Consider the following 24100-nt stretch of genomic DNA (forward strand, 5'->3'; position numbering starts at 1 on the left):
GGCAATCTTGATCCGTGTACCGCACATGACAGACAGTACGCACGCACGCGCCTGAGACAGGCGTGTGCCTTCTGGTGTTTCCACACCATCCGTTGTCTGAATTGCCAGGGTGGGAGTCGACACGCATGCGTGCTTCAGGTCCGCTGTCATGGCTGGGGCGGGGACGCCCAGCCCTGACAGAGTCACAACGGCGGCGCCGGCGGCTGAGCCGCACGGCGATCGTCCTTTTGTTGTCCTCGACGTTGACGGTGACGAGCCTCGGCGGGCAGGCGCTGGCCATCCCCGGCCCGGGCATGAGCCGCGAGGAGACGACCACTTCGGTCGATCTGCCCGACATCCCGAAGAGCACCGAGCTCGACGGAGACGCCGAGGCGCAGAAGACGCTGACCACGGCTCCCGAGGTGCCGGTCGACAACTACGACCCGAAGGCGACCGCGCCTTGGACGTCGGGCACCGGCAACGCGACCCTGTCGGCGACCACCGAGCCGGGCACCACGGTCCCGGTCAGCAACGGTCTCCCGATCGCGCTCGGGGTGCCCGCGGGCACCGACCCCGCCACCGTCGCCGGTGACTGGCAGGTCGGCCTCGCCCCGACGACCACCTCGCAGGACGCCGGTGTCTCGGGTCTGGTCATGAAGGTCACGCCGCCGGAGACCGTCGACCCGGCCGCCGAGGTGGCGCTCACCGTCGACACGACCGGCTTCGCCGACCTCTACGGCCCGAACGCCGCCGAGCGTTTCGGTCTGATGCTCCTGCCCGAGTGCGTCTACTCCTCCCCCACCGAGGGCGAGTGCGCGGACGACGCGGGTGCCACCCCAATGTCCGGCAACGACGACTCGGACGGCTTCGCGCGCCTGCGCTCCACCGTGAAGACGGTGCCGGCGAAGGACGCGCCCACCAAGTCCACCGCGGCGAAGGACGCGAAGACCCGCAAGATCGTCACCGGCACCGTGCCGGTGTCGAGCCTGATCGGCGAGGGCTTCGTGTCGAAGCCCACCAAGGCCTCGCTGCGCGACGGCGTCCAGCCGGCCGCCAACGCGGCGGGCGGTTCGGCGGTCGGTCTGCTCGACACCGGTTCGTCGGTGTCGGGTGACTTCACCGCGTCCCCGCTGCTCTCGTCCGGCTCCTGGTCGGCGGGCTCGTCCTCGGGTGCCTTCACCTACTCGTACCAGGTGCAGGTCCCGGAGACCGCCGGCGGCCTGATGCCGAAGATCGCCCTCTCCTACTCCTCGCAGTCCGTCGACGGTCGTACGTCGTCGACGAACAACCAGGCCTCCTGGATCGGTGACGGCTGGGACTACAACGCGGGCTCCATCACCCGTACGTACGCCAACTGCCGCCAGGACTCCAAGAAGGCCGGCTCCAACAACGCCACCCACAAGACCGCGGACCTGTGCTGGGGCTCGAACAACGCCACTCTCTCCCTCGGTGGCATGACCACCGAGCTGGTGTGGGACGAGACCAAGGGCAAGTGGTTCACGGCCAACGGCGACGGCTCGAAGGTCGAGCGCGTCACCGGCCAGGCGACCGGCAACGGCGCCCGCAACGGTGAGTACTGGATCGTCACGACCAAGGACGGCACCAAGTACCACTTCGGCCTGAACAAGCTCCCGGGCTGGTCCGACAACGGCACCGCCGCCGACGACCCGACCACGGACTCCGTCCTGACGGTGCCGGTCTACGGCAACCACGCCGGCGAGGACTGCTATCAGGGGTCCGGGACCGAGAACTGGAAGTCGTCCCACTGCACCCAGGGCTGGCGCTGGAGCCTCGACTACGTCGAGGACATCCACGGCAACGCCATGTCGCTGTGGTGGAAGAAGGACCAGAACTACTACGCCCGTAACTTCAACTTCAAGGCGCCGGTCGTCTACGACCGCGACGGATACCTGTCGCACATCTACTACGGCCAGCGCAAGGACAACATCTTCAGCGCCTCGGCCCCGGCACGTATCGGCTTCACCGTCGCCGAGCGCTGCTACACCGTCGGGACGGTCGCCTGCACCGAGGAGAACTTCAAGTCGAAGGACCCGGGCAACTACCGGCCCTGGTTCGACACCCCGGCCGACCTGCGCTGTGAGGCCGGCAAGAAGTGCTGGAACGCCGGTCCCAGCTTCTGGACCCGCAAGCGCCTCGACAAGATCACGACCTCGGCCCAGCGCCGTACCGACACCACCGCCCGCCAGGTCGTGGACGAGTACCAGCTGAAGCAGAGCTTCGCCGAGCTGAAGACCGGCCCGAACACCGCCCTGTGGCTGGAGTCCGTCCAGCGCACCGGCTACGCCCGCAACGGCTCCACCGACGCCAGCACGACACTGAACCCGGTCCGGTTCGAGCCGAACACCGAGGACATGCCCAACCGCGTCAAGGCGGTCAACTCGCACCGTCCGGGCTTCTCCCGGCTGCGCATCGCGCGTGTCATCAACGAGTACGGCGGCGAGACCGTCGTCACGTACAAGCCGACCGACGCGAACGACCCGACCGGTCTGACCAACGACTGCGCCACCGGCACGCTGCCCGGCAAGACGGACACGGCCGCGCTGAAGGCGAACAACCGCCTCTGCTACCCGTCGTACTGGAACCCGGACCCCGAGGTCGAGGACATCGACTGGTTCCACAAGTACGTCGTGGAGTCCATCGAGGAGCTTCCGAACGTCGACGGCGCCTACGCCACCAAGACGGCGTACGAGTACAAGAACGCCGGCTGGAAGCTCGCCGAATCCGAGTTCACCAAGAAGTCCACGCGGACCTATTCGCAGTTCGCGGGCTTCGAGCAGACCACGGTGCTCACCGGTGCCGAGGACCCCGCCATCGGCAGCAAGCGGTCCAAGGCCGTCAACCGCTACTTCCGGGGCATGGGCGACACCGTCCCGGTCAAGGACGTCCACGGCAACGTGATCAAGGCCTCGGACGGCTCGACGGTCTACGACCGCGAGGCCTTCGCCGGCCGCATCGCCGAGGAGTTGGCGTACACCAACGCGACCGACGCCGACACCGACTGGCTCAGCCGCAGCGTCACCATCCCGGAAGCCACCGAGCTGGGGAAGCGCAACCGTGACGACGGTCTGACCCCGCTGCGCGCCTGGCGTGTGACGGAGCCCGAGGAGATCGCGTACACCAAGTCCTCCGGCACCAACACCGATGACCCGCGCACCCTGCGCACGGTCAAGACGCTGACGACGTACGACTCGACGTACGGTCTGCCGACGCTGGTGGAGTCGCTCGGCGACACCGGCAGGGCCGGCGACGAGTCCTGCACCAAGTCCGAGTACACGCACCAGACGGGCAAGAACCTGATCGGCCTGTCCAAGCAGGTGCTGAACTCGCCGACGACGTGCGCGAGCGCGAACTGGGCCGACCTCTCGACGCTCACCGGCGGCACACGTACCGCCTACGACGGCACGGGCTACGGCGCGGCTCTCGCCGACACCACCCGCGCTCTGGCCACCGAGACGTGGTCCCTCAACGGCGACGGCACCGGCTTCCAGACCGACGGCACCAACGGTTTCGACGCCCTCGGCCGCGTCACCCGCAAGACCGACCCGGACGGCAAGTCGTCCACGATCGCCTTCGACCCGCCCACCGGGCAGGTCTTCAAGGTCACCCAGACCAACGCCCTGGGCCACACCCAGGTCCAGGAGCTGGAGCCGGGCCGGGCGGTCACGCTGAAGTCGACCGACGCCAACGGGCATGTGAGCGAGGCGAAGTACGACCCGCTGGGCCGTCTCGCCGAGGCCTGGGCCCCGGGCCGCACCCCGACCACGGGTGCCGTGCCGGACTTCCGGGCCGAGTACACGGTCCCGAAGCCGGAGCCGGACCCGGCCGACCCGACGCTCGAGACCCGCAAGCCTCCGTACGTCACCACCTACTCGCGTGGCCACAAGGACCGGATCGAGACCTCCGTCACGCTCTACGACGGCCTGGGCCGTGAGCGCCAGACCCTGGAGGAGGCCGACAACAACGCCGGCTACCTCATCACCGACACGCTGTACAACAGCTCCGGTGAGGTGTGGCAGACCAACAACGCGTACCTGACCAGGGAGGCGAAGCCGGGCGAGCTGTTCACGCCGCTCACCGACACCGCCATCCCGAACATCACGCGCTACACGTACGACGGTCTGGGCCGCGTGGTCCAGGAGACGCCGTACATGAAGTACGTCGACCCGGTCACCAAGGAGGCCTCGTCGAAGGCGTACCCGGAGCGGGCCGTCCGCTACGAGTACGGCGAGGATTGGTCGAAGATCATCAACCCCGAGGGCGACTCGTCCTACCGGGTCTACACCGACGCGCTCGGCCGCACCGCGCGGACGGACACGTTCAACCCCGCCGCACCCGGCGGCTTCACGTCGACGAGCTACGCGTACGACACGCGTGGCCAGATCGTGAAGGCGACCAGCTCCGCCGACCCGGCCCACCCGTGGTCGTGGACGTACGACCACCGCGGTCGTCAGCTGAGCGCGACCGACCCGGACACGGGCACGACGCGCAGCACCTACGACAGCCGTGACCGCCTCCTGACGACCACGAACGCGCGTGGTCTCACCGTCTGGAACGGCTACGACGAGCTGTCCCGTCCGAAGCAGCAGCGACTGGGCAGCGCCACCGGAACCGTTCTGGCCGACTTCACGTACGACACCGTCCCCGGCGGCAAGGGCATGCCCGCCACCGCCACCCGGCACACCGACGGCCTGGCGTACACCCAGAAGATCAACGGCTACACGAACAACTATCAGCCGACCTCGACCACCCTGTCCCTGCCGCAGTCCATCGCCGACACCTGGGGTCTGACGAAGGACTACACGTACGAGTACAAGTACTCCGACAAGGGGATGCTGGACGAGACCATCGTTCCGGCGGTGGGCAAACTGGCGAGCGAGAAGCTGGTCGTCCGCTACAACAAGGACGGCAAGCCGCTCTCCGTCTCCGGCAAGGACTGGTACGGCTCCGAGATCGTCTACGACGCGTACGGCCAGGTCATGCGCTCGACCCTGGGCGCTCAGCCGTACCGGGTGTGGGCGCAGAACTCGTACGACGAGGGCAGCGGTGAGCTCAAGGAGCAGCTGGTCTACCGCGAGAAGTCGGGTACGGGCGCGGACAACTCCGTCGTCGGCGGGAACCTGGTCTCGAACCGGGCGTACTCCTACGACCCGGCCGGCAACGTCACCTCGATCCAGGAGAAGTCCGTCGGGATCGAGGAGCGCCAGTGCTTCGCCTACGACCCGCTGGGTCAGCTGAAGTCGGCCTGGACCTCCAAGGACCAGACGGCCTGCACCGGCCCGAAGAACACCGACGGCACACTCAACGTGGCCTCCGGCAAGGATGATTCCGGCTACTGGCAGGAGTACGAGTACGACCTCCTCGGCAACCGCACCAAGCTGACCGAGAAGAACCTCACCGGCGACACCGCCAAGGACGCCGTCAGCACGTACGCGTACGGCAAGGCCGACGGCAGCCAGCCGCACACCCTCACCAAGGTGACGAAGAAGTACGTCACCCCGGCGGGTGCGCAGGTCACGGCCGAGGCGGAGCGACTGTACGAACTGACCGGCGAGACCAAGTCGGTCACGTCCCTGCAGAACGGTGACAAGCAGAGCCTGACCTGGACGCACGACGGTCAGGTCGACCGGATCACCGGTCAGGGCACCGGCGGCAAGACCCCGTACGTGGGCCTGGCCGACAAGTGCCTGGACCTGAAGTCGGGAGCGGCGGTCGCCGGCCAGCCGATCCAGCTGTACGGGTGCAACAGCTCGGTCGCGCAGAACTTCAGGTTCACGCCGACTCCTGGCACGGCGCAGACTCCGCAGACGGACCCCAACCGGGGCACGCTCACGGTCCACGACACCTGGTGCTTCCAGCCGGCCGCCAACACGGCCGGGTCGGCGGTCCAGATCCAGAAGTGCGACGGTTCCGCCGCTCAGGAGCTGAAGCGGAATACTGCGGGGCAGCTCACGCACATCGCCTCCGGCCTGTGCGTGGCGGTGCAGGGCGCCAACTCGGCCAGCGGTACGCCGATCGTCCTGGCCACCTGTGACGGCACCTCGTCCGCGCAGCTGTGGGCACCGCAGAACGACACCCGTCACATCTACGGCCCGGACGGCAACCGTCTGCTGACCGTCAAGGGCAAGCAGGCGACGCTGTACCTGGGCGAGGCCGAGGTCACCGTCCAGCAGGGCGGCGTCCTCGTCAACACCCAGCGCACCTACCCCACGCCCAGTGGTGCGGTCATGCGCTACGCCTACGGCACCGGTTCGGAGGCCCTGGTCGCCCAGACCGGAGACCACCAGGGCAGTGCGTACACGGAGGTCGCCCTCTACGGCGCCATGTCGGTGCGCATCCGCAAGCAGGACCCGTTCGGCAACGAGCGCGGCACCACGGCTGCCAACCTGCAGACCCACAAGGGGTTCCTGGGCAAGACCAGGGACGACGCCTCCGGCTACACGCCGCTCGGCGCCCGTCTGTACGACCCGGTGGTCGGACGCTTCCTGTCCGCCGACCCGGTGCTCGATCTGAACGACACCCTGCAGTCGAACGGCTACGTCTACGCGCACAACAACCCGGTCACGTACTCCGACCCGACCGGTCTGGCGATCACCCTGACCGCCTCGGAGAAGGCGGCGGCCCTCGCGGGCGCGGGTCTGTCCGCGGCTCAGGTGGCGCAGGCGCAGGCCACCATGGGCAAGTCCCTGACCTCGGTGATCCTCTCCGTGGCCTGGGAGACGCTGAAGGACTTCATCGGCATCAACGACGCCATGGCCTGCTTCGGCGGTGACATGTGGTCCTGCGGCAGTTTGATCATCGGGGCCATCCCGTGGACCAAGCTCGGCAAGATCCCGTCCGTCCTGAAGGCCGTCAACCGCACCATCGACGCCATCCAGGCGTTCAAGGCGGCGAAGAAGGCGGCCGAAGCCGTGCTGAAGGCGGCCAAGGCCGCCGAAGCGGCCGCGCTACGGGCCAAGAAGGCCGCCATCGAGAAGGCCAAGAAGGAGGCCGCGCAGAGAGCGAAGAAGAAGGCGGCCGAGGCCGCCAAGAGAAAGGCCGACGCGGCTGCCGCCGCGAAGCGGAAGACGGGTAACCCCGTCCACAAGCAGTCTCAGGCCAAGGCGGCGCCCAAGTCCTCTTCCCACGCAGGCAAGGGCTCCGGAGGCGGAGGCAATCACAAGGCCTCCAAGCCCGGCGGCAATTCCGGCGGCTCCTCCCGTAACAACGGAGGCAGCAGCGGAAGCGGCGGCTCCGGGAAGGCCGACGGCGGTTCCTGCCCGGTCGACAACAGCTTCGTGCCCGGCACGAAGGTGCTGATGGCGGACGGCTCCGTCAAGGCGATCGAGAAGGTCAAGGCAGGCGACAAGGTCGTCGCGACCGACCCGAAGACCGGGGAGACCCGTGTCGAGACGGTCACCGCGGAGATCAAGGGCCAGGGCCTCAAGCACCTGGTCACCGTCACCATCGACACCGACGGCAAGGCGGGCTCGAAGACGGCCCTGGTCACCGCGACCGACGGCCACCCCTTCTGGGTCCCCGAGCTGGGCGAGTGGATCGACGCCACCGACCTGAGGGCCGGTGAGTGGCTGCAGACCGGCACCGGTACGTACGTCCAGGTCACCGCGGTCCAGCGGTGGACCGCCCAGGCCGCCACGGTCCACAACCTGACCGTCTCCGACCTGCACACGTACTACGTGCAGTCGGCCGGCACCGCGGTCCTCGTTCACAACTGCGGTCCCGGCGGACAGAACCGGGCCAATGCCGGTCACGTCTACGAGGGCGGTGTGTACAAGGAGCTGAAGGGCGCCGACGGACGGAACGTCGCGGGAACCGAGATCAACCACGTGCCGCCGGCTTCGGTGGCCGAGGTCCATTTCGGTTACACGACCGGTCCCGCCCTGCAGATGGACTACCTGGACCACCGGGCGGTCTACTCCACGGGTAGTTCCCGTGCGGCGAAGGCCTGGCGTCTGTGGCAGTCGGAACTCATTGCCTCCGGTCGAATTGACGAAGCGATTCAGATGGATATCAACGATATTCGTAACCGCTTCGGGACGAAGTACGACGGGGCCATCGCGCAAATGGTGGCCGGGCTTGCGAACAACCCTGTTTATCAGGCGCTGAGAACCGTGCCGAGCCAGATCGGATGATGCGCTAATGTCTCAGCCGGACATGGCCGGCCCTCGACCGTGAGACTGACGAAGACGAAGGAGTCACGATGATCATCGAAGTGGATCCCCCGGACCGGGTCGGACCCGTCGCTCTAGGGATGAGCATCGATGACGCCGAGTCAGCCCTCCGTGCCCTGGAAGGTTTTCAGGGCACGGGGGCGTCCCAGGTACCCGTGCGCGGGCAGGCCAACTACGCGAGCGGCCTGTCCATCCACACCCACCTGGAGTCCGACGGTCTCGTGAACGCGATCGAGGTCTTCCGCCCGCACCGCGATGATGTGGTGAAGCTGTACGACATCGACGTCTTCGGACTTCCGGCCGACGTCGTCGTGGAGAATCTCGGCAGGTCCGTGGAGCTGGAGGAGGAAGAGGGCGGGCGGACCATCGTCGCCCCGTCCTTGCTGGTCGCTCTCTGGCGTCCGTTCGTGGCGTCCGACGAGACCGACGAGCAGGGTTACTACTTCCAGTCGGTGCTTCTGGCACGCCCCGGGTACTACGACTGATCTCCCGGACAGGAAAACACCGCGAGCCCCTTCCGGCCGGCCTGGACACAGGCCGCGCCGGGAGGGGCTCGTCGCGTGGGCGGGGCGTCACCCCCGCTGTGGAACTGAGCGTTCAGCTTCTGACGATGCAGAAGGGATGCCCAGCCGGATCGGTGAGCACCCGCGCCCTGGCGGCCTCGTGAGGCTGGTGATCCGGCCTGCCCGCCCCCAATTCCAGTAGCCGGGCCTCGGCCTTGTCCAAGTCCTCGTCGACGTCGAAGCAGACGTGAAGCTGCTGGGGAGCGGTCTGGCCAGGCCAGCTCGGAGCCCGATAGCCGTGGACCCGCTGAAAACCGATGAAGAGTCCGTTCTCACAGGTGAGACCGGCGAATTCGGCGTCCGACTTCGGGTGGAGTTCGAGGCCGGTCGCCTGCTGATAGAACGCCGCCAGAGCCAACGGATCAGGGCAGTCGAGCGTGATCGCGCTCAGCTTCATTTGCAGGGGCATGACACCTCCAGGACGATCGGTGGACTTCCCTGACACACACCCTAGAGGCGCGATCGCCTGTCGAGGATGGCGCAGAAGACCAGCAGGAGGAGCACCACAGCCAGTTGGGCCAGTGCGGCGCCGTACACCCCGATGGGTACGGTGGCCGGCACCACCGCGGAGGTGATCCGCCTGAAAGCCGGACGGCGCCGAGGTGCCGGCCGCTCCGGAGCGGGAGCGGCCGGCACGGCGTTTCCTACTGGGCGTAGAACGTCGCGTCCGCCTTGGCCGCCGTCGTCCCCGCAGGCTGCGTCACGAGCAGGTGTTCGTAGTGACGGAGGTAGCGGCCCGGGTAGTTGTACGACTCGAAGGAGACGCCGGCTGCCGTGTCGGCCAGGCCCGGACGGCGGTGGAAGCTGGCGTCGTTCTTGAAGGTCGCGCTCCCGTCGTTCTTCTCGACCCAGACCTCGTGGTTCTTGTGGCGGAGGTAGTAGCCGGGGAAGTTGGCCGATTCGAGGGAGACGGTTCCGGTGCCGGCGAGGCCGGCGACGACGCGGAACTGGGAGTCCGCGAGCGTGGTGACGTTCGCGTCGATCCTCGCGCGGAATTCCCAGTGCCGGATGAACCGGTCGGGGAAGTTGAAGGAGGAGAAGCGGACGGGGGTGGCGCCGTCGGCGACCGGGATGCCGAAGTTCGGGGTGCCGTCGGCGTTCCAGTAGAGCTTCTGGTAGCGGGTACGACGGTTGGGATCGTCGAGCGGGTCGCCGCTGATGTCCTTGTAGTTGCGGTCGTGGTAGACGAGGACGTCCGACTTGCCGTCCTCGGACGTGGTGAAGGTGTTGTGCCCAGGACCGTACTGGCCGGTCGCGGCGTTGCTGGTGAAGACCGGGTTCGGGTTCTTGGTCCAGGAAGCCGGGTTCATCAGGTCGGAGCCGGCGGCAGCGGTCAGCAGGCCCAGGCAGTAGTTGCTGTCGGTGGCGCTGGCGGAGAAGCTCATGAAGACCTTGCCGCCCCGCTGGATGACCGCCGGGCCCTCGTTGACCGTGTGACCGGCCTTCTCCCACGCGTGGGTCGGCCGGGAGATCATCACCGGACTGCCGCTGATGGTCCAGGGGTTGGACATCCTGGCCAGGTAGAGGTTGGTGCCGGCGCCGACGGCCGGGTCGTTCTGCGCCCAGGAGAGGTAGCGGGTCGAGCCGACGACGAAGGTGGTGGCGTCGAGGGAGAAGGTGTCCAGCGGCAGGGCGATGCGGCCCTTCTCGGTCCAGGTGCCCGTCAGCGGGTTGGCCGCGCCGGTCTCCAGGACGTACGGCCGGATCTTCCAGATGTCGCCGGTGGACCCGGCGGCGAAGTAGACGTACCACTTGCCGTCGATGAAGTGGATCTCCGGAGCCCAGATGTGCGCGCCCATCTCACCGCTGGCGTGTTTGCTCCAGATGGTGGTCTCGGCGGCGGTGGACAGGCCCTGGAGGGTGGTGGCCCGCCGCATGACGATCCGGTCGTACGCGGGGACGGTCGCCGTGAAGTAGTAGTAGCCGTCCGTGTGCTTGAGGATGTGCGGGTCGGCGCGCTGTTCTGCGACCGGGTTGGTGAAGGTCACCGCCGGTGAGGCGGGGGCCGCCGCGTGGGCGGGGGTTCCGGTGGTCAGCACGGTCAGTGCGGCGAACAGCGCCATGACCACCCTCGAGATGTCGCGTCTCACGGTCTTCCGCTCCTCCGTCACCGCGCTCACGCCGTCGGCTTGAGCTGCCACTGCTGGCAGGCGTTGTCCAGCCAGGTCCACTGGCGCACGTCGGCGCCGTTCGCCGTACCGCAGTCGGCGACGTCGGCGACCTTGCCGCTGCTCTCGTTGACGATCCGTACGTGGTCGCCCGAGGCGGTGTGCACGAGCCGGAACTTCTGGCAGTTGTTGTTCAGCCACGACCACTGCCGCAGATCGGCGCCGTCGGCGACGGAACAGTCGGCCGTGTCCATGACCTTGCCGGTCGCGACGTTGACGAGCTGGCTGGTGTCGTCGCCGAGGTCCTCGATCCGCCACTTCTGGTGGGCGCCGCCGTTGCACGTCCACTGCGCGATGTTCGTGCCGTCCGCGGTGCTGCCGCCCGCGACGTCCAGGCACTTGCCGCTGTTGCGGTTCACCAGCGTGTACGCCGTCGGTGTGGCCGCCGTCTCTCCGGACGGGCCGGGCCGGACCGTGCCGAGGGCGACCGGGGCGCCGAAGTTCGGGGTGCCGTCGGCGTTCCAGGTGAACTTCTGGGCGCGGGTGGTGCGGCTGTTGTCGCAGCCGTCGGTGGCCGAGTCGTTGGCGTGGTAGACGATCCAGTTCTCGGTGCCGTCGGGCGAGGTGAAGAAGCCGTTGTGGCCGGGGCCGAAGACCCCCGCGGCGTCGTTCCGCGAGAAGACCGGCGTGGACTTCTTGGTCCAGGAGGAGGCCAGCAGCGGGTTGCTGCCGGTCAGTTCCAGCCGGCCGAGCTTGTAGTCCGGTCCCCAGCAGGCGCTCGCGGAGTAGACGACGAACGTCTTGCCGTTGCGGTAGAGCGGCTCGGGCCCCTCGTTGACCGTGCCGCCCTGGGTCTCCCAGCTCAGGGTGGGGCTGGAGATGACGGTGAAGGTGGAACCGCTGACGGTGTACGGGTTGCTCATCGGGGCGATGACCAGACTCTGGCGGCTTCCGTTGACGGAGCCGCTGCCGAGCAGGTACAGCTTGCCGCCGTGCCGCAGCACGCTGGCGTCGATGAGCCAGCCCCCGGGGTCGAGGTTCGATCCGGTGAGCTGGTTCTTGTAGGTGTACGGGCCCATGGGATCGCTGCCCGCGCTCTCCAGGACGTAGGTGCGCTGGGAGTCGCAGCAGGCCACACCGCTCCGCCCCGCGGAGTAGTAGAGGTACCAGCGGCCGTCGACGAAGTGCAGTTCGGGCGCCCAGAAGTTGGTGTCGCGGGTGGGGGTGGTGTCGCTCCAGACCTGGACGCTGGGGGCAGTGGACAGGCCGGCCAGGGTGGGCGACTTCCGCATCGTCAGCACGCCGGTGAAGGAGGTGGTGACGAGGTAGTAGTGGCCGTTGTAGTACTCCAGCCAGGGGTCGGCGCCCTTCTGCGACTTGACGGGGTTCGTGTACGGACGCCCCTCGGCTGCCGCGGCCGGTTGCGTGGCGACCGGGGCGAGCATCACGAGCAGCGCCGCCATGAGGGTGATCCAGTAGCGGGTGCGGAACAAAGCGAGTCCCTTTCGACAGCTGGCAGCGGGCAGCGGACAGCCACCGGCCCTGTTCGTTCGAAATGTCGAACGTTGTACGTAACTTCGACCAGAACATAGGTACGCGACCTGTACACGTCAACGGTTCAGACAGGTTTCCTTGCGACGGGATCGGCATCGGCATCGGCATCGGCATCGGGTGACGGATCACCTGAAGGACACCGCGCACTCACCGAACGACTGCGTCCGACACGTCGAACAGAGCGTCAACACCGGTCCCACCTGCGGTTATCGACGACCGGCCGAACACGTCGTCCGACCCGTCGCACATTTCCCTCCGCCTCTTGACGCTGCGCTCCGTGCCGATCGAGACTCACGCAGCGCGACGTCACACAGTCGAGACGGCAGGGCACCCGCTGCCGGAGCCCCTGCCATCCCTCTTGCGGCTCTCCGGTTCCCCGATGATCCGGTTCGCCCCGACTCCCCCTCGGTCCCCCTCAGCAAGGGAACGTGAAACGATGCGATCCGCACGACCACACAGCCGCGCGCAATGGCGGGCCGGACATCTCGCGGGACTCACCGCCGCATCGATCCTCCTGAGCGTCGCCGGCCCCGCCGCCCCCGCCCACGCGGTCGAGAGCGCGCAGGTCACCGGCAGTTCGGAGATCACCGAGGGCCTGGCTCTCTGGTACGAGTTCGACGCCCCCACCGGCACCACCGTGACCGACGCCTCCGGCAACAGCCGCGACGGCACGGTCAACGGCACCGCCGCCTGGTCCCGTACCGGCGAGGGGCTGGGCTTCAACGGCTCCGACACCTTCGTCAAGGTGCCGGACAACCTCCTGCGCGGCATGACCGCGATCACCGTCTCGATGGACGTCCGGATCGACGCGGCCCAGGCCACCCCGTACTTCCTCTACGGTTTCGGCAACACCAGCGGGACCGCCGGCAACGGCTACCTCTTCACGACCGGCGACACCTTCCGTACCTCCCTCGCCTCCGGCAACTGGTCGACGGAGCAGACCACCCAGCCCTCCCCGGGGCGCGCCCTGGCCCGCTCCGTCTGGAAGCACGTCACGTACACACAGACCGGCTCCACGGGCGTGCTCTACGAGGACGGCGTGGAGGTGGCCCGCAACACGGCCCTCACCCTCACCCCCGGCTCCATCGGCTCCGGGATGACCACCGCCAACCACATCGGCAGGTCGGTGTACCCCGGCGACAAGCTCTTCAAGGGCCGCATCCGCGACTTCCGGGTGTACGACCGCGCGCTGGCGAGGCCGGAGGTCGAACAGCTCTCCCTCCCGGTCGCCGCCAAGGGAGTCGCCGACGACAAGGCCGCGCTCAGCCTCGGCGACACCGGCGCCGTCGTCGCCGACCTGACGCTTCCGACCACCGGCACGACGGGCGGTTCCGCGATCACCTGGGCGAGCGACACGCCCTCCGTGGTGTCGGCCACCGGCGCCGTGACCCGACCCGCCGCCGGTCGGCCGGACGGCCGCGCGCGGCTCACCGCGACGCTGCGAAAGGGAACCGTGACCGACACCAAGACCTTCGACGTCACGGTCCCCGCCATGTTCGACGACGCCACCGCCGCCAGGGAGGCGGCCAAGGCGCTGACCGTCCACGACCTCGACGACGTACGCGGCAACCTGACGCTGCCCACGAGCGGCGCGTACGGCACGCGCGTCACCTGGTCCTCGGCGAAGCCGGCCGTCGTCTCCGCCGACGGTGTGGTCCACCGACCCGCGCACGGCGCCGGCGGCACCACCGTCGAACTGACCGCGACCGTCACCAAGGGCAGGGCCGCGGCGACCCGCGTCCTGACCGCCAAGGTGCCCGAACTCCCCGCCAGGGAAGCCCTCAAGGGCTATATGTTCAGCTACTTCACCGGCGAGGGTACCGCCGACGGCGAGCAGCTCCACACCGCGCTCAGCAAGGGCAACGACCCGCTGAACTGGCGGGAGTTGAACGACGGCAAGCCCGTCCTGACCTCCACGCTCGGCGAGAAGGGGCTGCGCGACCCGTTCATCATCCGCTCCCCCGAGGGCGACAAGTTCTACCAGATAGCCACCGACCTGCGGATCTACGGCAACGGCGACTGGGACGCCGCCCAGCGCACCGGAAGCAAGTCCATCATGGTCTGGGAGTCCACCGACCTGGTCCACTGGACCGACCAGCGCCTCGTCAGGGTCTCCCCCGACGCGGCCGGCAACACCTGGGCGCCGGAGGCCTTCTACGACGAGAAGCTCGGCGCGTACGTGGTCTTCTGGGCATCGAAGCTGTACGACAACGCCGAGCACTCGGGCACCACGTACAACCGCATGATGTACGCCACCACCCGCGACTTCCGCACCTTCAGCGAGCCGAAGGTCTGGATCGACCGCGGCTACTCGGTCATCGACTCGACGATGATCCGGCACGACGGCCGGTACCACCGCTTCTCCAAGGACGAGCGGAACAACAGCTCCTCCACCCCGTACAGCAAGTTCGTCTTCGCCGAGAAGAGCGACTCGATCCTCGACCTGTCCTACGACTTCGTCGCCGAGGGCATCGGCAAGGGGGTGATGAGCGCCGCCGAGGGACCGCTGGTATTCAAGTCCAACACCGAGGAGAAGTGGTACCTCTTCCTCGACGAGTTCGGGGGCCGCGGCTACCTCCCGTTCGAGTCGACGGACCTCGCCTCCGGCGTCTGGACGCCGTCCACCGGTTACGACCTTCCCGCCAAGCCCCGGCATGGCACGGTCCTGCCGGTGACGCAGCGCGAGTACGACCGGCTGCTGCGCGCCTATCAGCCGGCCCCCGGCTCGTCGAGTCCGTCGAGCCCGTCGAGTCCGTCTCCGTGACGACGGCCGTCGGTGACGCCCCGGTGCTGCCGGGAACGGTGTTCGCCGCGTACGTCGACGGCGTCGAGCGCCCCGTCTCCGTGGCCGGGGACGCCGGATCCGTCTGCGGAACGCACCCCACGTACACCGCGCCCGGCAGTCACCGTCCGGTGATCACGGTCACGGACGACGACGGCGCCTCCGTCGGCACCCGGCCGCCGAGGCCGTGTCTCTTCGCGCGTCGGCTGCCTTCCCGAGTCCCCGAACCCACGCCGTGCCGGCCGGTCGAAAACCGGGTGCGGACTGTCGATGCGGTGGTGTGTGATCGGGGACATGGCGATTGTGTTGGGCAAGCCGGGAGTCGACGGACTGAGCGAGGCTGTGGGCGTGCTGCGGGAGTGGCAGTACGACGGGGCGCCGATGCAACTGCATCCGGGGGACCTGGGCTGGTTCTGGCGGTCGGGTGCGGAAGCGACCGCCGCGGCGGTCCGGACGTGGAACCGGGACGGACGGACACTCGCCGTCGGACTGCTGGACGGTCCCGGGCTGTTGCGGCTGACGATCGCGCCAGACGCTCAGCGGGACGAGGAGCTGGCGCGGCGTCTGGTCGACGACGTGACCGAGCCGGAGCGCGGCGTGCTGCCCGAGGGGAAGGCGAACATCGAGGCGCCGACGGGGGCACTGGTCCACGATCTACTGGCCGAGGACGGCTGGAGGACCGACGAGCCGTGGACGCCGCTGCGCCGCGACCTCACGGACCCGGTGCGTGACCCAGGCGTACGGATCGAGGTGGTCGGGCCGGAGCAGGCGCACGTGTACGCCGCCGTACATCGGGCGGCGTTCGACGGGTCGAGGTTCACGGACGAGCGCTGGCACGCGATGGCGGCCGGGTTGCCGTACGCCGACGCCCGGTGTCTGGTCGCGTACGGAGACCAGGGCGACGCGGTGGCGGCGGTGACGGTCTGGTCCGCGGGTCCGGGCAGGCCCGGGCTGCTCGAACCGATGGGCGTGCACCGGGCTCATCGCCGTCGCGGCTACGGCGAGGCGATCACCGTCGCCGCGGCGGCCGCGCTCCAGGACCTGGGCGCGTCGAGCGCGCTCGTCTGCACGCCGAGCTCCAATGTCGGCGCCGTCGCCACCTACAGGTCAGCCGGCTTCCAGCAACGCCCCGAGGTTCGGGACCGATACCGGGATGCCTCGGGCGTTCCTTCCAGATCCCCCTGCTGATGGGCCAGATCCGTCGGGGAGGGGCCCCGGCCCCTGGGCACACTCCCACGACCACGCCAGCCCGGGAGTCAGAAGATGAGCGAGCGGCCGGTGGGCGCCAGCCGGAGCGGCCGCGGGGCCGATGTCTGTTCTCGCTCGATGCTCGGCAGGACCTCGTCCCGTGCGTGGGGATGGGCTTGGATCTCGGCGAGGTGTCGGCGGTGCGCGTCCTCGTCGGGGTACGAGGTGAAGATCGCGGCGACGTTCTCGCCGGTACGGACCGGCAGCCTCGAGAACGTGTTGGGCGCGTGCTCCGTGGTCAGCAAGGCCAGGGGCGCGGGCCCGGTCTCCAGGAGCACGGGCAGAAGACCGTCCCGGATCAGCTCGACGCCCTCGTCTCGTCCGGGCGCGAAGGACCACAGGGTCGCGGCCACGAACCGGTCCGGTGCCGCAGCGCCGACCGGGGACCGCTCGGAGGGAGAGGCGCTGAAGCCCCTTCCGACCGGCAGGGGGCGCAGGAGGAGGACGTCGTCGGAGTCGATCATGGTGGCGTTCGCCCGGGGGCCGTGCTCGGCCCACACGGGGCCGCCGTAGAAGTCCGTGAGCGCGCGGTGGCGGGTCTCCATGTCCCGGAATCCGCGGAGCCAGACGAAGCGGTCGGGGTCGTCGAGGTCCCTGAACTGGCCGAGCACGCTCATGCCCACTTCTTCCTGGGTCTCGACGAACTCGCGGTCGAACAGCTCGATGAGCTCGTCGCGCCGGCGGGGACGCAGCGTGTACTGACGAAGCTCGATCACGGCGGGCGGGCCGACGAGGTCGGTGGGTGGCACAGCGGACTCCTGTTCGGTGCTCTCCGGCGGTGGCTACCGCCTGTCAGGTCGACGTTAGGGGCGCTGTGTGACAGGTGCTGTCAGGGTTTCCGGGGAGAATGCGCGCATGTCCGCCAGTCGTCTGCTGTCCGTGCTGCTGTTGCTGCAATCGCGGGGACGCATGTCCGCGCAAGGAATCGCCGACGAACTGGAAGTGTCCGTACGCACCGCCTACCGTGACCTGGCGCGCCTGCAGGCCGCCGGAGTCCCGGTCTACGCGGAGCCGGGCCGTGGGGGCGGCTACCAACTGCTCGACGGCTACCGCACGCGTCTCACCGGGATGAGCGAGGGCGAGGCGCGGGCGCTGTTCTTCGCCGGACTGCCCGGGCCCGCCGCCGAGCTGGGGCTCGCGGCCGAAGTGGCGGCGGCCCGGCTGAAGCTTCTCGCCGCGCTGCCCGCAGGGCTGCGCGAGGAGGCGGCGCGGGTGGCGTCGGTGTTCCACCTGGACGCCCCGGGCTGGTATCGGGAACCCGAACAGACACCGCACCTGCCCTTGTTCGTCGACGCGGTGCTCGCCCGGCGCGCGGTGGACGTGCGTTACCGCCGCTGGCGCGCCCCGCAGGAGGTGGAGCGTCGCCTCCGGCCCTACGGCTTGGTACTCAAGTCCGGTACCTGGTACCTCGTGGCCGCCACGGAGAAGGGGATCGCGACGTACCGGGTCGCCCAAGTCCTCGACGCGGTACCGGGCGACGAGCTGTTCGACCGGCCGGACGATTTCGACCTGCTCGCGTACTGGGAGTCCTATCTCGACGACTTCCAGGCGCGTCGCTACACCGGCACCGCCACCATCCGCCTGTCCCCTCGGGGACGCCGGCGCCTGCCCGACAACGTCCCGCCCGAAGTGGTCCGGGCCGTCGACGCCACCGCGACCGCCGTCGGCGACGACGGATGGGTCGAGGCGGTGATCCCGGTCGAGGGCACGGAGCATGCCTGCGGCGAGCTGCTGAGGCTCGGCGTGGACGTCGAGGTCGTCGCCCCAGCCGCACTCCGCAGGGCCATGACCACCACTGTGGAGGTACTCGCCCGAGCCTACGAACTCAGCTGACACGCAGCATGCGCTGTTGGCCCGCGGCACACCACCCGGCTGTACCCGCACACATCGCGCGGCCTCGCGCTGTCAGGGCTCGTAGTCCTCGATGAGGCGGCTGATGACTCCGTGCAGGATCTCCGCTCGGGGCCGGTCGTCCCGCTGTTCGCGCAGGGCGCGTTCGGTCGCGCGGAGCCTGTGCCAGGCGTCCGCGTCCTCGTCCATCACCTGGTCGACGAGCGGCGAGGAGACCAGCTCCAGGCACTCGGCCAGCCGGAGCCGGGTGGCGGGGGCCGGCGGGCTGGGCTGGGGCTCGGCGAACCCGTCCGTCAGATACCGCGCGGGATCACCGAGGCTCCAGCCGACTACCGCCCCCTCCTGGACGAGGAGCGCCACGTCGGGGGCGAGGACGAGCCGCGCGTCCAGTCTCCGGTCGAGGACGCCGACGTCCCGGAGGCACCGCAGTTCGGTGGCCCCGGGGTCGCAGTGGAAGACCGTGGTCTGCGGCATGGCGAACTCCCGGGCAGTGTCCGCGCGCAGTCCGCCCGCCTGCGTCCGCGGCTCGTCGTGCGCAGCGGGGCCCCGCGGTACGGAGACGGACTGTGGTGGCAGGAAGAACGTGAGACCGCACAGCTCCCGGCTGCCCCGGTCGAAACGGAAATGCTCGTCCTGCGACCACAACCACTGCTTGCTGCCGAAGGTGTCCGGAAGTTGCCGTTCCCGGCCGGCCGGGTCCGAGTACCCCGCGACGATCAGCTGGAGATCGCGGAAGTCGAAGCGGGGGGTGAACGCGAGAGGCCTGTCCGTCGTTTCGGCGGACATGGTGTCGCCGACCGTGATCCTCACCTTTGTCATCGCCTCATCGGATGCGCCTGGCGGGCGGCATGTAGCCGCCCTTGGTGTCGGGGACCTTCCCGTTCACGATGTCTTCGTGGGTCACCGGGGGACCCGGGTCGTCAGGCGACCCACCCACAGCCTCAGCTCCGCTCTTGCCCTTCTTCCCCGAGGGGCCGTAGCCCGTGATGACGTCTCCCACTCCGGCTCCGGGACCCTTCGTGACCACGATGTCCTCGCCCTTCCGGAAGATGAGGTTCCCACGCCCTCCCTGGGAGAGGTACACCGCGTCCGGGTTCTTGAGGATCTCCCTCACACGTTCGTCGCTGAAGTGAGGATGGTAATTGGTGGACTTGCGTACCTTGCCCTCCGCGGCCCGCTCGACGATCTTGTTCGCGGCGCTCACGGCCTTCTCGTCCGGGCACTTGGCGCCGCCGGTGAGAAGCTCGGCCCAAGTGGCCGGGTGGTGGACGAGGACGGCGGCGTGCGGCAGGGACAGCCCGAAGGGCTCGGCGCCACCCGAACGGGTTCCCGACCCGGAGACGGAGCTGCCCGGCCGGCAGCCGCTGTCGTCGCGTTCCCGCCGCACCTTGTCGACCAGCTTCTTGACCTCGGTCGTGGCGAGGGCATAGGCGGTGATCAAGGTGGCGGCGCGGTAGGGAATGCGGTACTGGACCGGTCGGCCGCCGTTGGCCCGGGAGCGGGCCCGTGCCTCGGCCTTCTTCTGCGTCTCGATCGAGGCGAAGGTCGGTCCGGCACCCGGGTCGGAGCAGGTCAGGCTTCCGGAGACGCTGGTGCCGGTGACCGCGAAGGAGCTCCGCGGGCTCGTGCACCGGCCTGCGGACTTGCCGTCGATACTGAAGGAGGCGGTCATCACCGCGGTGACCTTGCCGTCCGTCAGGCGGCTCTTGGCGCTGGTGGTGATCTGCCCGGCGAAGCTGTTCGTGGCCGTGCAGCCGCCGGAACCGCACTTCACCGTTCCCGAACCGCTGAGGGCCAGACTGACGCCACTGTCCGTCGCGTTGTTCAGCTCCTCGGTCTGCTTCTCCAGGGAGTCGAACATCGGGTCGACGGCATCCCCGGTGACCGGCGCCAGGTCCAGGCCTTCGGAGCGACTGTCCTCAAGGGGGCCGTCCGTCACCTCGGGGATCTCGGAGGGGTCCTCGTCCTCGGACGCCATCTGTGCCGCGGCGGGCTTGAGCCGGACGGGGGCCGAATGGGCCGAGCCGACAGGCGAATGAGCCGAGCCGCCAAAGGACTCGGCCGGCCGCGAGGGGCCGTAGGACTCCAGGCGCAGCACCCGGTGGGGCTTCTTCTCGGTGACGAGCAGTCGGCCCGCGGAGGTGTCCACCGCGAGGGTCGGTGTGCCGTTGACGACGGGAGGCTTCGCGGGCTCGCTCGGGGCGGGTGTGCCCTCCAGCTTGTCGAGAGCGCTGGAGAGCTTCGTGGCCAGGTCGGCCGGTGACGGCCGGTGCTTCACCACCTCCCGCGTCACGCTGTCGCTGTCCTCCGCGGCCGCCCACTTCCCCGAGGCGCCCTCGCCGGACTCCCCACCGGAGGCCGCGGCCTTCTGTCGGGTGAAGGTCCTGCCCCCGATGTGCAGGATCTCGCGGCCGAGCCCGGCGTCACCGTAGCCCGCGGTGCCGAAACGGCTGCCGGAGGCGGTGACCGTGACGTCCCGCCTCATCAGGTCGGCGCCGGAGTCCTGGTACCGCAGGCCAGGGGCGTCGGCCAGAGCGGCCACCGCCTGCCGGAACGGCTCCAGGTCCCGCTTGGCACGCGGTTCCTCCGAGCCCAGGATGCCGTTCCAGGTGAGCAACCCGGCCAACAGCGCCGTGACCAGCACACCGACACCGCCGAACAGCAGGAAACGCCCGCGCCGCCCGGCGGGCAGCAACCGCCGCCCCTGCCCGGGCGGCAGTGGCGGCGGAGGGCCGTACGGGGGAACCGGCGGCGGTGGCGGACCGTACGGGGGGACGGGCGGACCGTACATGGAAGGCCGCGGCCCATACGGGAGCTCAGCGCCGGGCGGAGGCCCGTAGCCGGAGTACTGCGGCGGTACCCGCGGAGGCTGGGGGCCTCGCGGAGGGTACGGGCCCTGAGCCGGTGGCCCGAAGACGCCGGGCGGCGGGCCGTCCGGGGAGCCCTGGGGTGGCCCGTGTCCGCCTTCGTACTCCGTCATGGTGTCCCCCCGTGTGTGGTCGACGAGCCGCCGTCTCATGGAGCGAGACCCGGCCGTCGTGGTCGTCGAGGACCGGCACAGGCTTCGGTGGCGGCGGACTTCAAGTGCTACGGGAACAGTGTGGAGGTGACACCACGTCATGCGCCGCTGGTTTCCGGACATCCGGCCCGCAGCGATGCGGCGGGTGAAGAGCCTGTTGGCATGCCGTGGCCGGCCCGCCGTCGGCGACCCTCGTGCCGATCGACATGCTGTACGGGCTGCTCGGCATGGCCGTCGTCATCGCGGTCCTCTGCGTGATCGACACCCTCGCCATGTCGGTGTGCGAGCGTACCCGCGAGATCGGCATGCTCCGCGCCCTCGGACCGGACCGCACGGGCATCCGCCGGATGGTCCGCCTGGAGTCGGCCGTCATCTCCCTGTTCGGTGTGATCCTCGGCATCGGCACCGGCGTCTTCCTCGCCTGGACGGGCGGCAGCCTCGCGGTCTCGGGTCTGCCCCACTACACGACGAAAGTGCCCTGGCCACGCCTGGCCCTGTTCCTCGCCCTGGCCCTGCTCATCAGCAAACTCGCCGCGATCCGGCCGGTCAGCCGGGCGGCCCGCCTGAACATGCCGCGGGCGATCAACGCGCAGTGAGGCGCGCCGGGTGCGGGGATGGGCTCAGACATGCACCGTGGGCCGGTAGATGAGCTCTTGGATGTGGCCGTCGAGCGTCCGGCACTCGATCAGCTCGAGGTCGAAGTCGGCCGCACCCTGGAAGATCGGGTCCAGCCCGGTCTGACCGGTGATCACAGGGAAAAGCGTCACCTGGACCCGGTCGACCAGGCCGGCGGCCATCAGTGCCCGGTTCATCGACAGGCTGCCGTGCGAACGCAACGGCACCTCGGACTCCTCCTTGAGCCGAGCGACGACGTCGACGGCGTCGCCGCTCACGACGTTCGCGTTCGGCCAGTCGAGGGGTTCTCCGAGTGTGGTCGACACCACCGTTGCCGGCAGGCTCCTCATCCGTGTGACCCAGGGGTCACGAACCTCGGGTTGCTCGGTGCTCGAGGCCAGCATCCGCGCGAACGCCCGATACGTGTTGGCGCCGAAGACCATTCGCTGCTCCTCGCGGTACAGAGCGAGGCGGTGATCGAGGAGCTCGGGGCCCTGCTTGCCCCAGTAGCCGGTCCAATTGCCGCCGGCGGCGCCGAAGCCGTCGAGGCTGGAAAAGACGTCGAAGGTGTAGGTAGCGGTCATGATGCTCTCCTCGAGTGCGGTGGATGGCGTGTTGGGGTTACGGACCGGCGGCCACGGCGAAACTCATCGCCCCTGGGCTCCCGGGCGGATGCCGGACACCGTACGGCCGATCGCGGAGAGCTTCGTCGGGCGCTTACGCGAACCGTGCGTCCAACCGGACGAGGTCTCCCCGCTGTCCGGGGCGTCCCTGCCGGACGAGGCCGACGTCGTCATCGCCCGCACGGCGACGGCGGCGAACTTCTCCGTCACCCTTACGTGGAGCATGGGCGAGACCGAGGCGCCCGGCGGCGATACTCGACCCGGCAGCTGACACCGACCGTACGGGGGACGTGTCGACGGGAGTCATCCCGCGGAGCGCGGAGGAGGCGCTGGCGTGCGGGGTCGTCCGTCTGCGAGCGAGCGACGGTGAGCCCGTCGGAGCCGGCTTCCTGACCGTGACGAAGACGGATCCCGGCACTTCCTCCGCCGGCCGGAGCTGCCGCAGCCCCCTCTGCCGGTACGTCACCCTCGCCCACCGGACCACCAACCGCCCGGGCTCCGACCGGTCCAGCCCGAGACTCGCGTCGAGGGGACCACCGAAGGTCGCCGGGTGCGCTCCCCGGTCGTCTCCCAGAGACGGTCGGCCTCGTGCCGCTCCCAGGGTGACAGCGCGGGTGGAGGGTGCTCGACGAGGTCGATCCGTCGGGCGTCGATGAACTCGACGGGGAGTGGTACCGATGCCGGTCGCATCGCTGTTCCTTCACGGAGACGTTCAGGGGCGCAGGGCGTAGCAGCGGAGCCGGTCGAGGTCGACCTCCCGCACGACCGACCAGCCGACGGTGAGCCTCTCCATATCGGCCGCGGTGATGCCGAGGTTCTTGAGGGGGTCGGTGTCCCCATGGCGCTCGGCGAGGCCGGTGACGACCCAGAAGATCCCGCCAGGCGCGAGCACGCGGCGGACGCGGTCGAGAAAGCGCGGCTTGTCCTCTATCCACCGATAGACCAGGCGGCAGGTGACGACCGCGTATGCGGTGTCGGGTAGTTCACCCAGGTCGTCGCCGGTGAAGTCCATCAGCCGCCACGCCGCGTCCGATGCGGCCTCGGCGCCCCGGGCCTCGGCGAGGGCGAGGGCGCTGGGGGCGCAGTCGATGCCGGTCGCGCGGTAGCCGAGCCGGTGATGGAGGTGGCGGACGAGGGCGCCGTCCCCGCAGCCGATGTCGAGGGCCGGCCGTCCATGACCGAGACCGAGGCACTCTTCCATGAGCGCGGTCTCACGGTCGGTGATCTTCCGGTACCGGCGGCCGGAGGCCCAGAGCGGCTCCCAGTAGGTCGCGGGTGTGGTTGTCATCAGGCTCCCTTCGCGGACGGGCATGACGTAGATCTGTCCGGAGTGGAGGTCGGAGAACCGCTGTCCCGCACGGTTCGTCGCGGTGGCCGTGATCGCCGACGTGGTCGGCGGTCGCACGGGGCCGGGGCTGAGAATCGGCGACCCTGCGTCGTTCGGAGGCGCCCGGGCACGCGCGGGCCGGGCCCGGATCGGATGATCCCGGGCCGCCCGACGTGCTGTCGGCCGGGCGCGCACGCCGCCGCGGCGGGGGGGGGCGCGGGGGGCCCGGCGGGGCGGGGGGC

At 69.4% G+C, this 24100-nt stretch carries 14 protein-coding genes and 1 pseudogene; 7 read left to right on the forward strand and 8 right to left on the reverse strand.

What is annotated here, in order from left to right; genetic code table 11:
* Positions 1-293 precede the first annotated feature (293 nt).
* On the forward strand, positions 294-8129 hold the full coding sequence (locus ABZY12_RS21550) for a polymorphic toxin-type HINT domain-containing protein (protein WP_356892661.1): 7836 nt from the start codon (positions 294-296) through the stop codon (positions 8127-8129).
* A gap of 68 nt (positions 8130-8197) precedes the next feature.
* Positions 8198-8653: a hypothetical protein gene (locus ABZY12_RS21555; RefSeq protein WP_356892632.1), complete on the forward strand. Its 456-nt coding sequence runs from the start codon at positions 8198-8200 to the stop codon at positions 8651-8653.
* 112 nt (positions 8654-8765) lie between these two features.
* On the opposite strand, the gene ABZY12_RS21560 is transcribed toward ABZY12_RS21555, so the two are convergent.
* The 3 genes from ABZY12_RS21560 to ABZY12_RS21570 form a co-directional block, all read right to left on the reverse strand.
* On the reverse strand, positions 8766-9140 hold the full coding sequence (locus ABZY12_RS21560) for a VOC family protein (protein WP_356892634.1): 375 nt from the start codon (positions 9138-9140) through the stop codon (positions 8766-8768).
* Positions 9141-9375: 235 nt separating this feature from the next.
* Complete coding sequence (locus ABZY12_RS21565) at positions 9376-10794, reverse strand: family 43 glycosylhydrolase (RefSeq protein WP_356892663.1); 1419 nt, start codon at positions 10792-10794, stop codon at positions 9376-9378.
* 53 nt (positions 10795-10847) lie between these two features.
* The gene (locus tag ABZY12_RS21570; protein WP_356892665.1) at positions 10848-12302 is read right to left on the reverse strand and encodes a family 43 glycosylhydrolase; all 1455 of its coding nucleotides are present in this window, start codon (positions 12300-12302) and stop codon (positions 10848-10850) included.
* A gap of 527 nt (positions 12303-12829) precedes the next feature.
* Here ABZY12_RS21570 and ABZY12_RS21575 point away from each other — a divergent pair.
* A pseudogene (locus ABZY12_RS21575) lies at positions 12830-15240 on the forward strand (immunoglobulin-like domain-containing protein); the annotation flags it as partial.
* Between the two features lie 229 nt (positions 15241-15469).
* Positions 15470-16363, forward strand: a complete 894-nt coding sequence (locus tag ABZY12_RS21580) for a GNAT family N-acetyltransferase (RefSeq protein WP_356892636.1) — start codon at positions 15470-15472, stop codon at positions 16361-16363.
* Positions 16364-16431: 68 nt separating this feature from the next.
* Here ABZY12_RS21580 and ABZY12_RS21585 read toward each other — a convergent pair whose 3' ends face one another.
* On the reverse strand, positions 16432-17172 hold the full coding sequence (locus tag ABZY12_RS21585; protein ID WP_356892638.1) for an NIPSNAP family protein: 741 nt from the start codon (positions 17170-17172) through the stop codon (positions 16432-16434).
* A 106-nt stretch (positions 17173-17278) separates the two neighbouring features.
* On the opposite strand from ABZY12_RS21585, the gene ABZY12_RS21590 reads away from it, so the two are divergent.
* Positions 17279-18256, forward strand: a complete 978-nt coding sequence (locus ABZY12_RS21590) for a WYL domain-containing protein (protein ID WP_356892640.1) — start codon at positions 17279-17281, stop codon at positions 18254-18256.
* Between the two features lie 72 nt (positions 18257-18328).
* On the opposite strand, the gene ABZY12_RS21595 is transcribed toward ABZY12_RS21590, so the two are convergent.
* Both ABZY12_RS21595 and ABZY12_RS21600 read right to left on the reverse strand, forming a co-directional pair.
* On the reverse strand, positions 18329-19093 hold the full coding sequence (locus ABZY12_RS21595; RefSeq protein ID WP_356892642.1) for a hypothetical protein: 765 nt from the start codon (positions 19091-19093) through the stop codon (positions 18329-18331).
* Positions 19094-19097: 4 nt separating this feature from the next.
* A complete protein-coding gene (locus ABZY12_RS21600) occupies positions 19098-20969 on the reverse strand; it encodes a hypothetical protein (RefSeq protein ID WP_356892644.1) in 1872 nt (623 codons plus the stop codon).
* 491 nt (positions 20970-21460) lie between these two features.
* On the opposite strand from ABZY12_RS21600, the gene ABZY12_RS21605 reads away from it, so the two are divergent.
* Complete coding sequence (locus ABZY12_RS21605) at positions 21461-21889, forward strand: FtsX-like permease family protein (RefSeq protein WP_356892646.1); 429 nt, start codon at positions 21461-21463, stop codon at positions 21887-21889.
* Positions 21890-21913: 24 nt separating this feature from the next.
* Here the strand turns inward: ABZY12_RS21605 and ABZY12_RS21610 are convergent, their stop codons facing one another.
* The gene (locus ABZY12_RS21610) at positions 21914-22492 is read right to left on the reverse strand and encodes a dihydrofolate reductase family protein (RefSeq protein WP_356892648.1); all 579 of its coding nucleotides are present in this window, start codon (positions 22490-22492) and stop codon (positions 21914-21916) included.
* A gap of 88 nt (positions 22493-22580) precedes the next feature.
* Here ABZY12_RS21610 and ABZY12_RS21615 point away from each other — a divergent pair, with 88 nt between their 5' ends.
* Entirely contained in the window at positions 22581-22802 is a 222-nt protein-coding gene (locus ABZY12_RS21615; RefSeq protein ID WP_356892650.1) for a CU044_2847 family protein, read from the forward strand.
* Between the two features lie 441 nt (positions 22803-23243).
* Here ABZY12_RS21615 and ABZY12_RS21620 read toward each other — a convergent pair whose 3' ends face one another.
* On the reverse strand, positions 23244-23819 hold the full coding sequence (locus tag ABZY12_RS21620; RefSeq protein ID WP_356892652.1) for a class I SAM-dependent methyltransferase: 576 nt from the start codon (positions 23817-23819) through the stop codon (positions 23244-23246).
* Positions 23820-24100 lie beyond the last annotated feature (281 nt).

The organism is Streptomyces sp. NPDC006551 (assembly GCF_040611675.1).
GTDB lineage: Bacteria > Actinomycetota > Actinomycetes > Streptomycetales > Streptomycetaceae > Streptomyces.

What these genes read in the sequence shown, in the direction of transcription:
- ABZY12_RS21550 (WP_356892661.1), top strand. Translation starts at nt 294, where the DNA reads ATGAGCCGCGAGGAGACGACCACTTCGGTCGATCTGCCCGACATCCCG.
- ABZY12_RS21555 (WP_356892632.1), top strand. Translation starts at nt 8,198, where the DNA reads ATGATCATCGAAGTGGATCCCCCGGACCGGGTCGGACCCGTCGCTCTA.
- ABZY12_RS21560 (WP_356892634.1), bottom strand. Translation starts at nt 9,140, where the DNA reads ATGCCCCTGCAAATGAAGCTGAGCGCGATCACGCTCGACTGCCCTGAT.
- ABZY12_RS21565 (WP_356892663.1), bottom strand. Translation starts at nt 10,794, where the DNA reads ATGGCGCTGTTCGCCGCACTGACCGTGCTGACCACCGGAACCCCCGCC.
- ABZY12_RS21570 (WP_356892665.1), bottom strand. Translation starts at nt 12,302, where the DNA reads ATGGCGGCGCTGCTCGTGATGCTCGCCCCGGTCGCCACGCAACCGGCC.
- ABZY12_RS21580 (WP_356892636.1), top strand. Translation starts at nt 15,470, where the DNA reads ATGGCGATTGTGTTGGGCAAGCCGGGAGTCGACGGACTGAGCGAGGCT.
- ABZY12_RS21590 (WP_356892640.1), top strand. Translation starts at nt 17,279, where the DNA reads ATGTCCGCCAGTCGTCTGCTGTCCGTGCTGCTGTTGCTGCAATCGCGG.
- ABZY12_RS21595 (WP_356892642.1), bottom strand. Translation starts at nt 19,093, where the DNA reads ATGACAAAGGTGAGGATCACGGTCGGCGACACCATGTCCGCCGAAACG.
- ABZY12_RS21610 (WP_356892648.1), bottom strand. Translation starts at nt 22,492, where the DNA reads ATGACCGCTACCTACACCTTCGACGTCTTTTCCAGCCTCGACGGCTTC.
- ABZY12_RS21615 (WP_356892650.1), top strand. Translation starts at nt 22,581, where the DNA reads ATGCCGGACACCGTACGGCCGATCGCGGAGAGCTTCGTCGGGCGCTTA.
- ABZY12_RS21620 (WP_356892652.1), bottom strand. Translation starts at nt 23,819, where the DNA reads ATGACAACCACACCCGCGACCTACTGGGAGCCGCTCTGGGCCTCCGGC.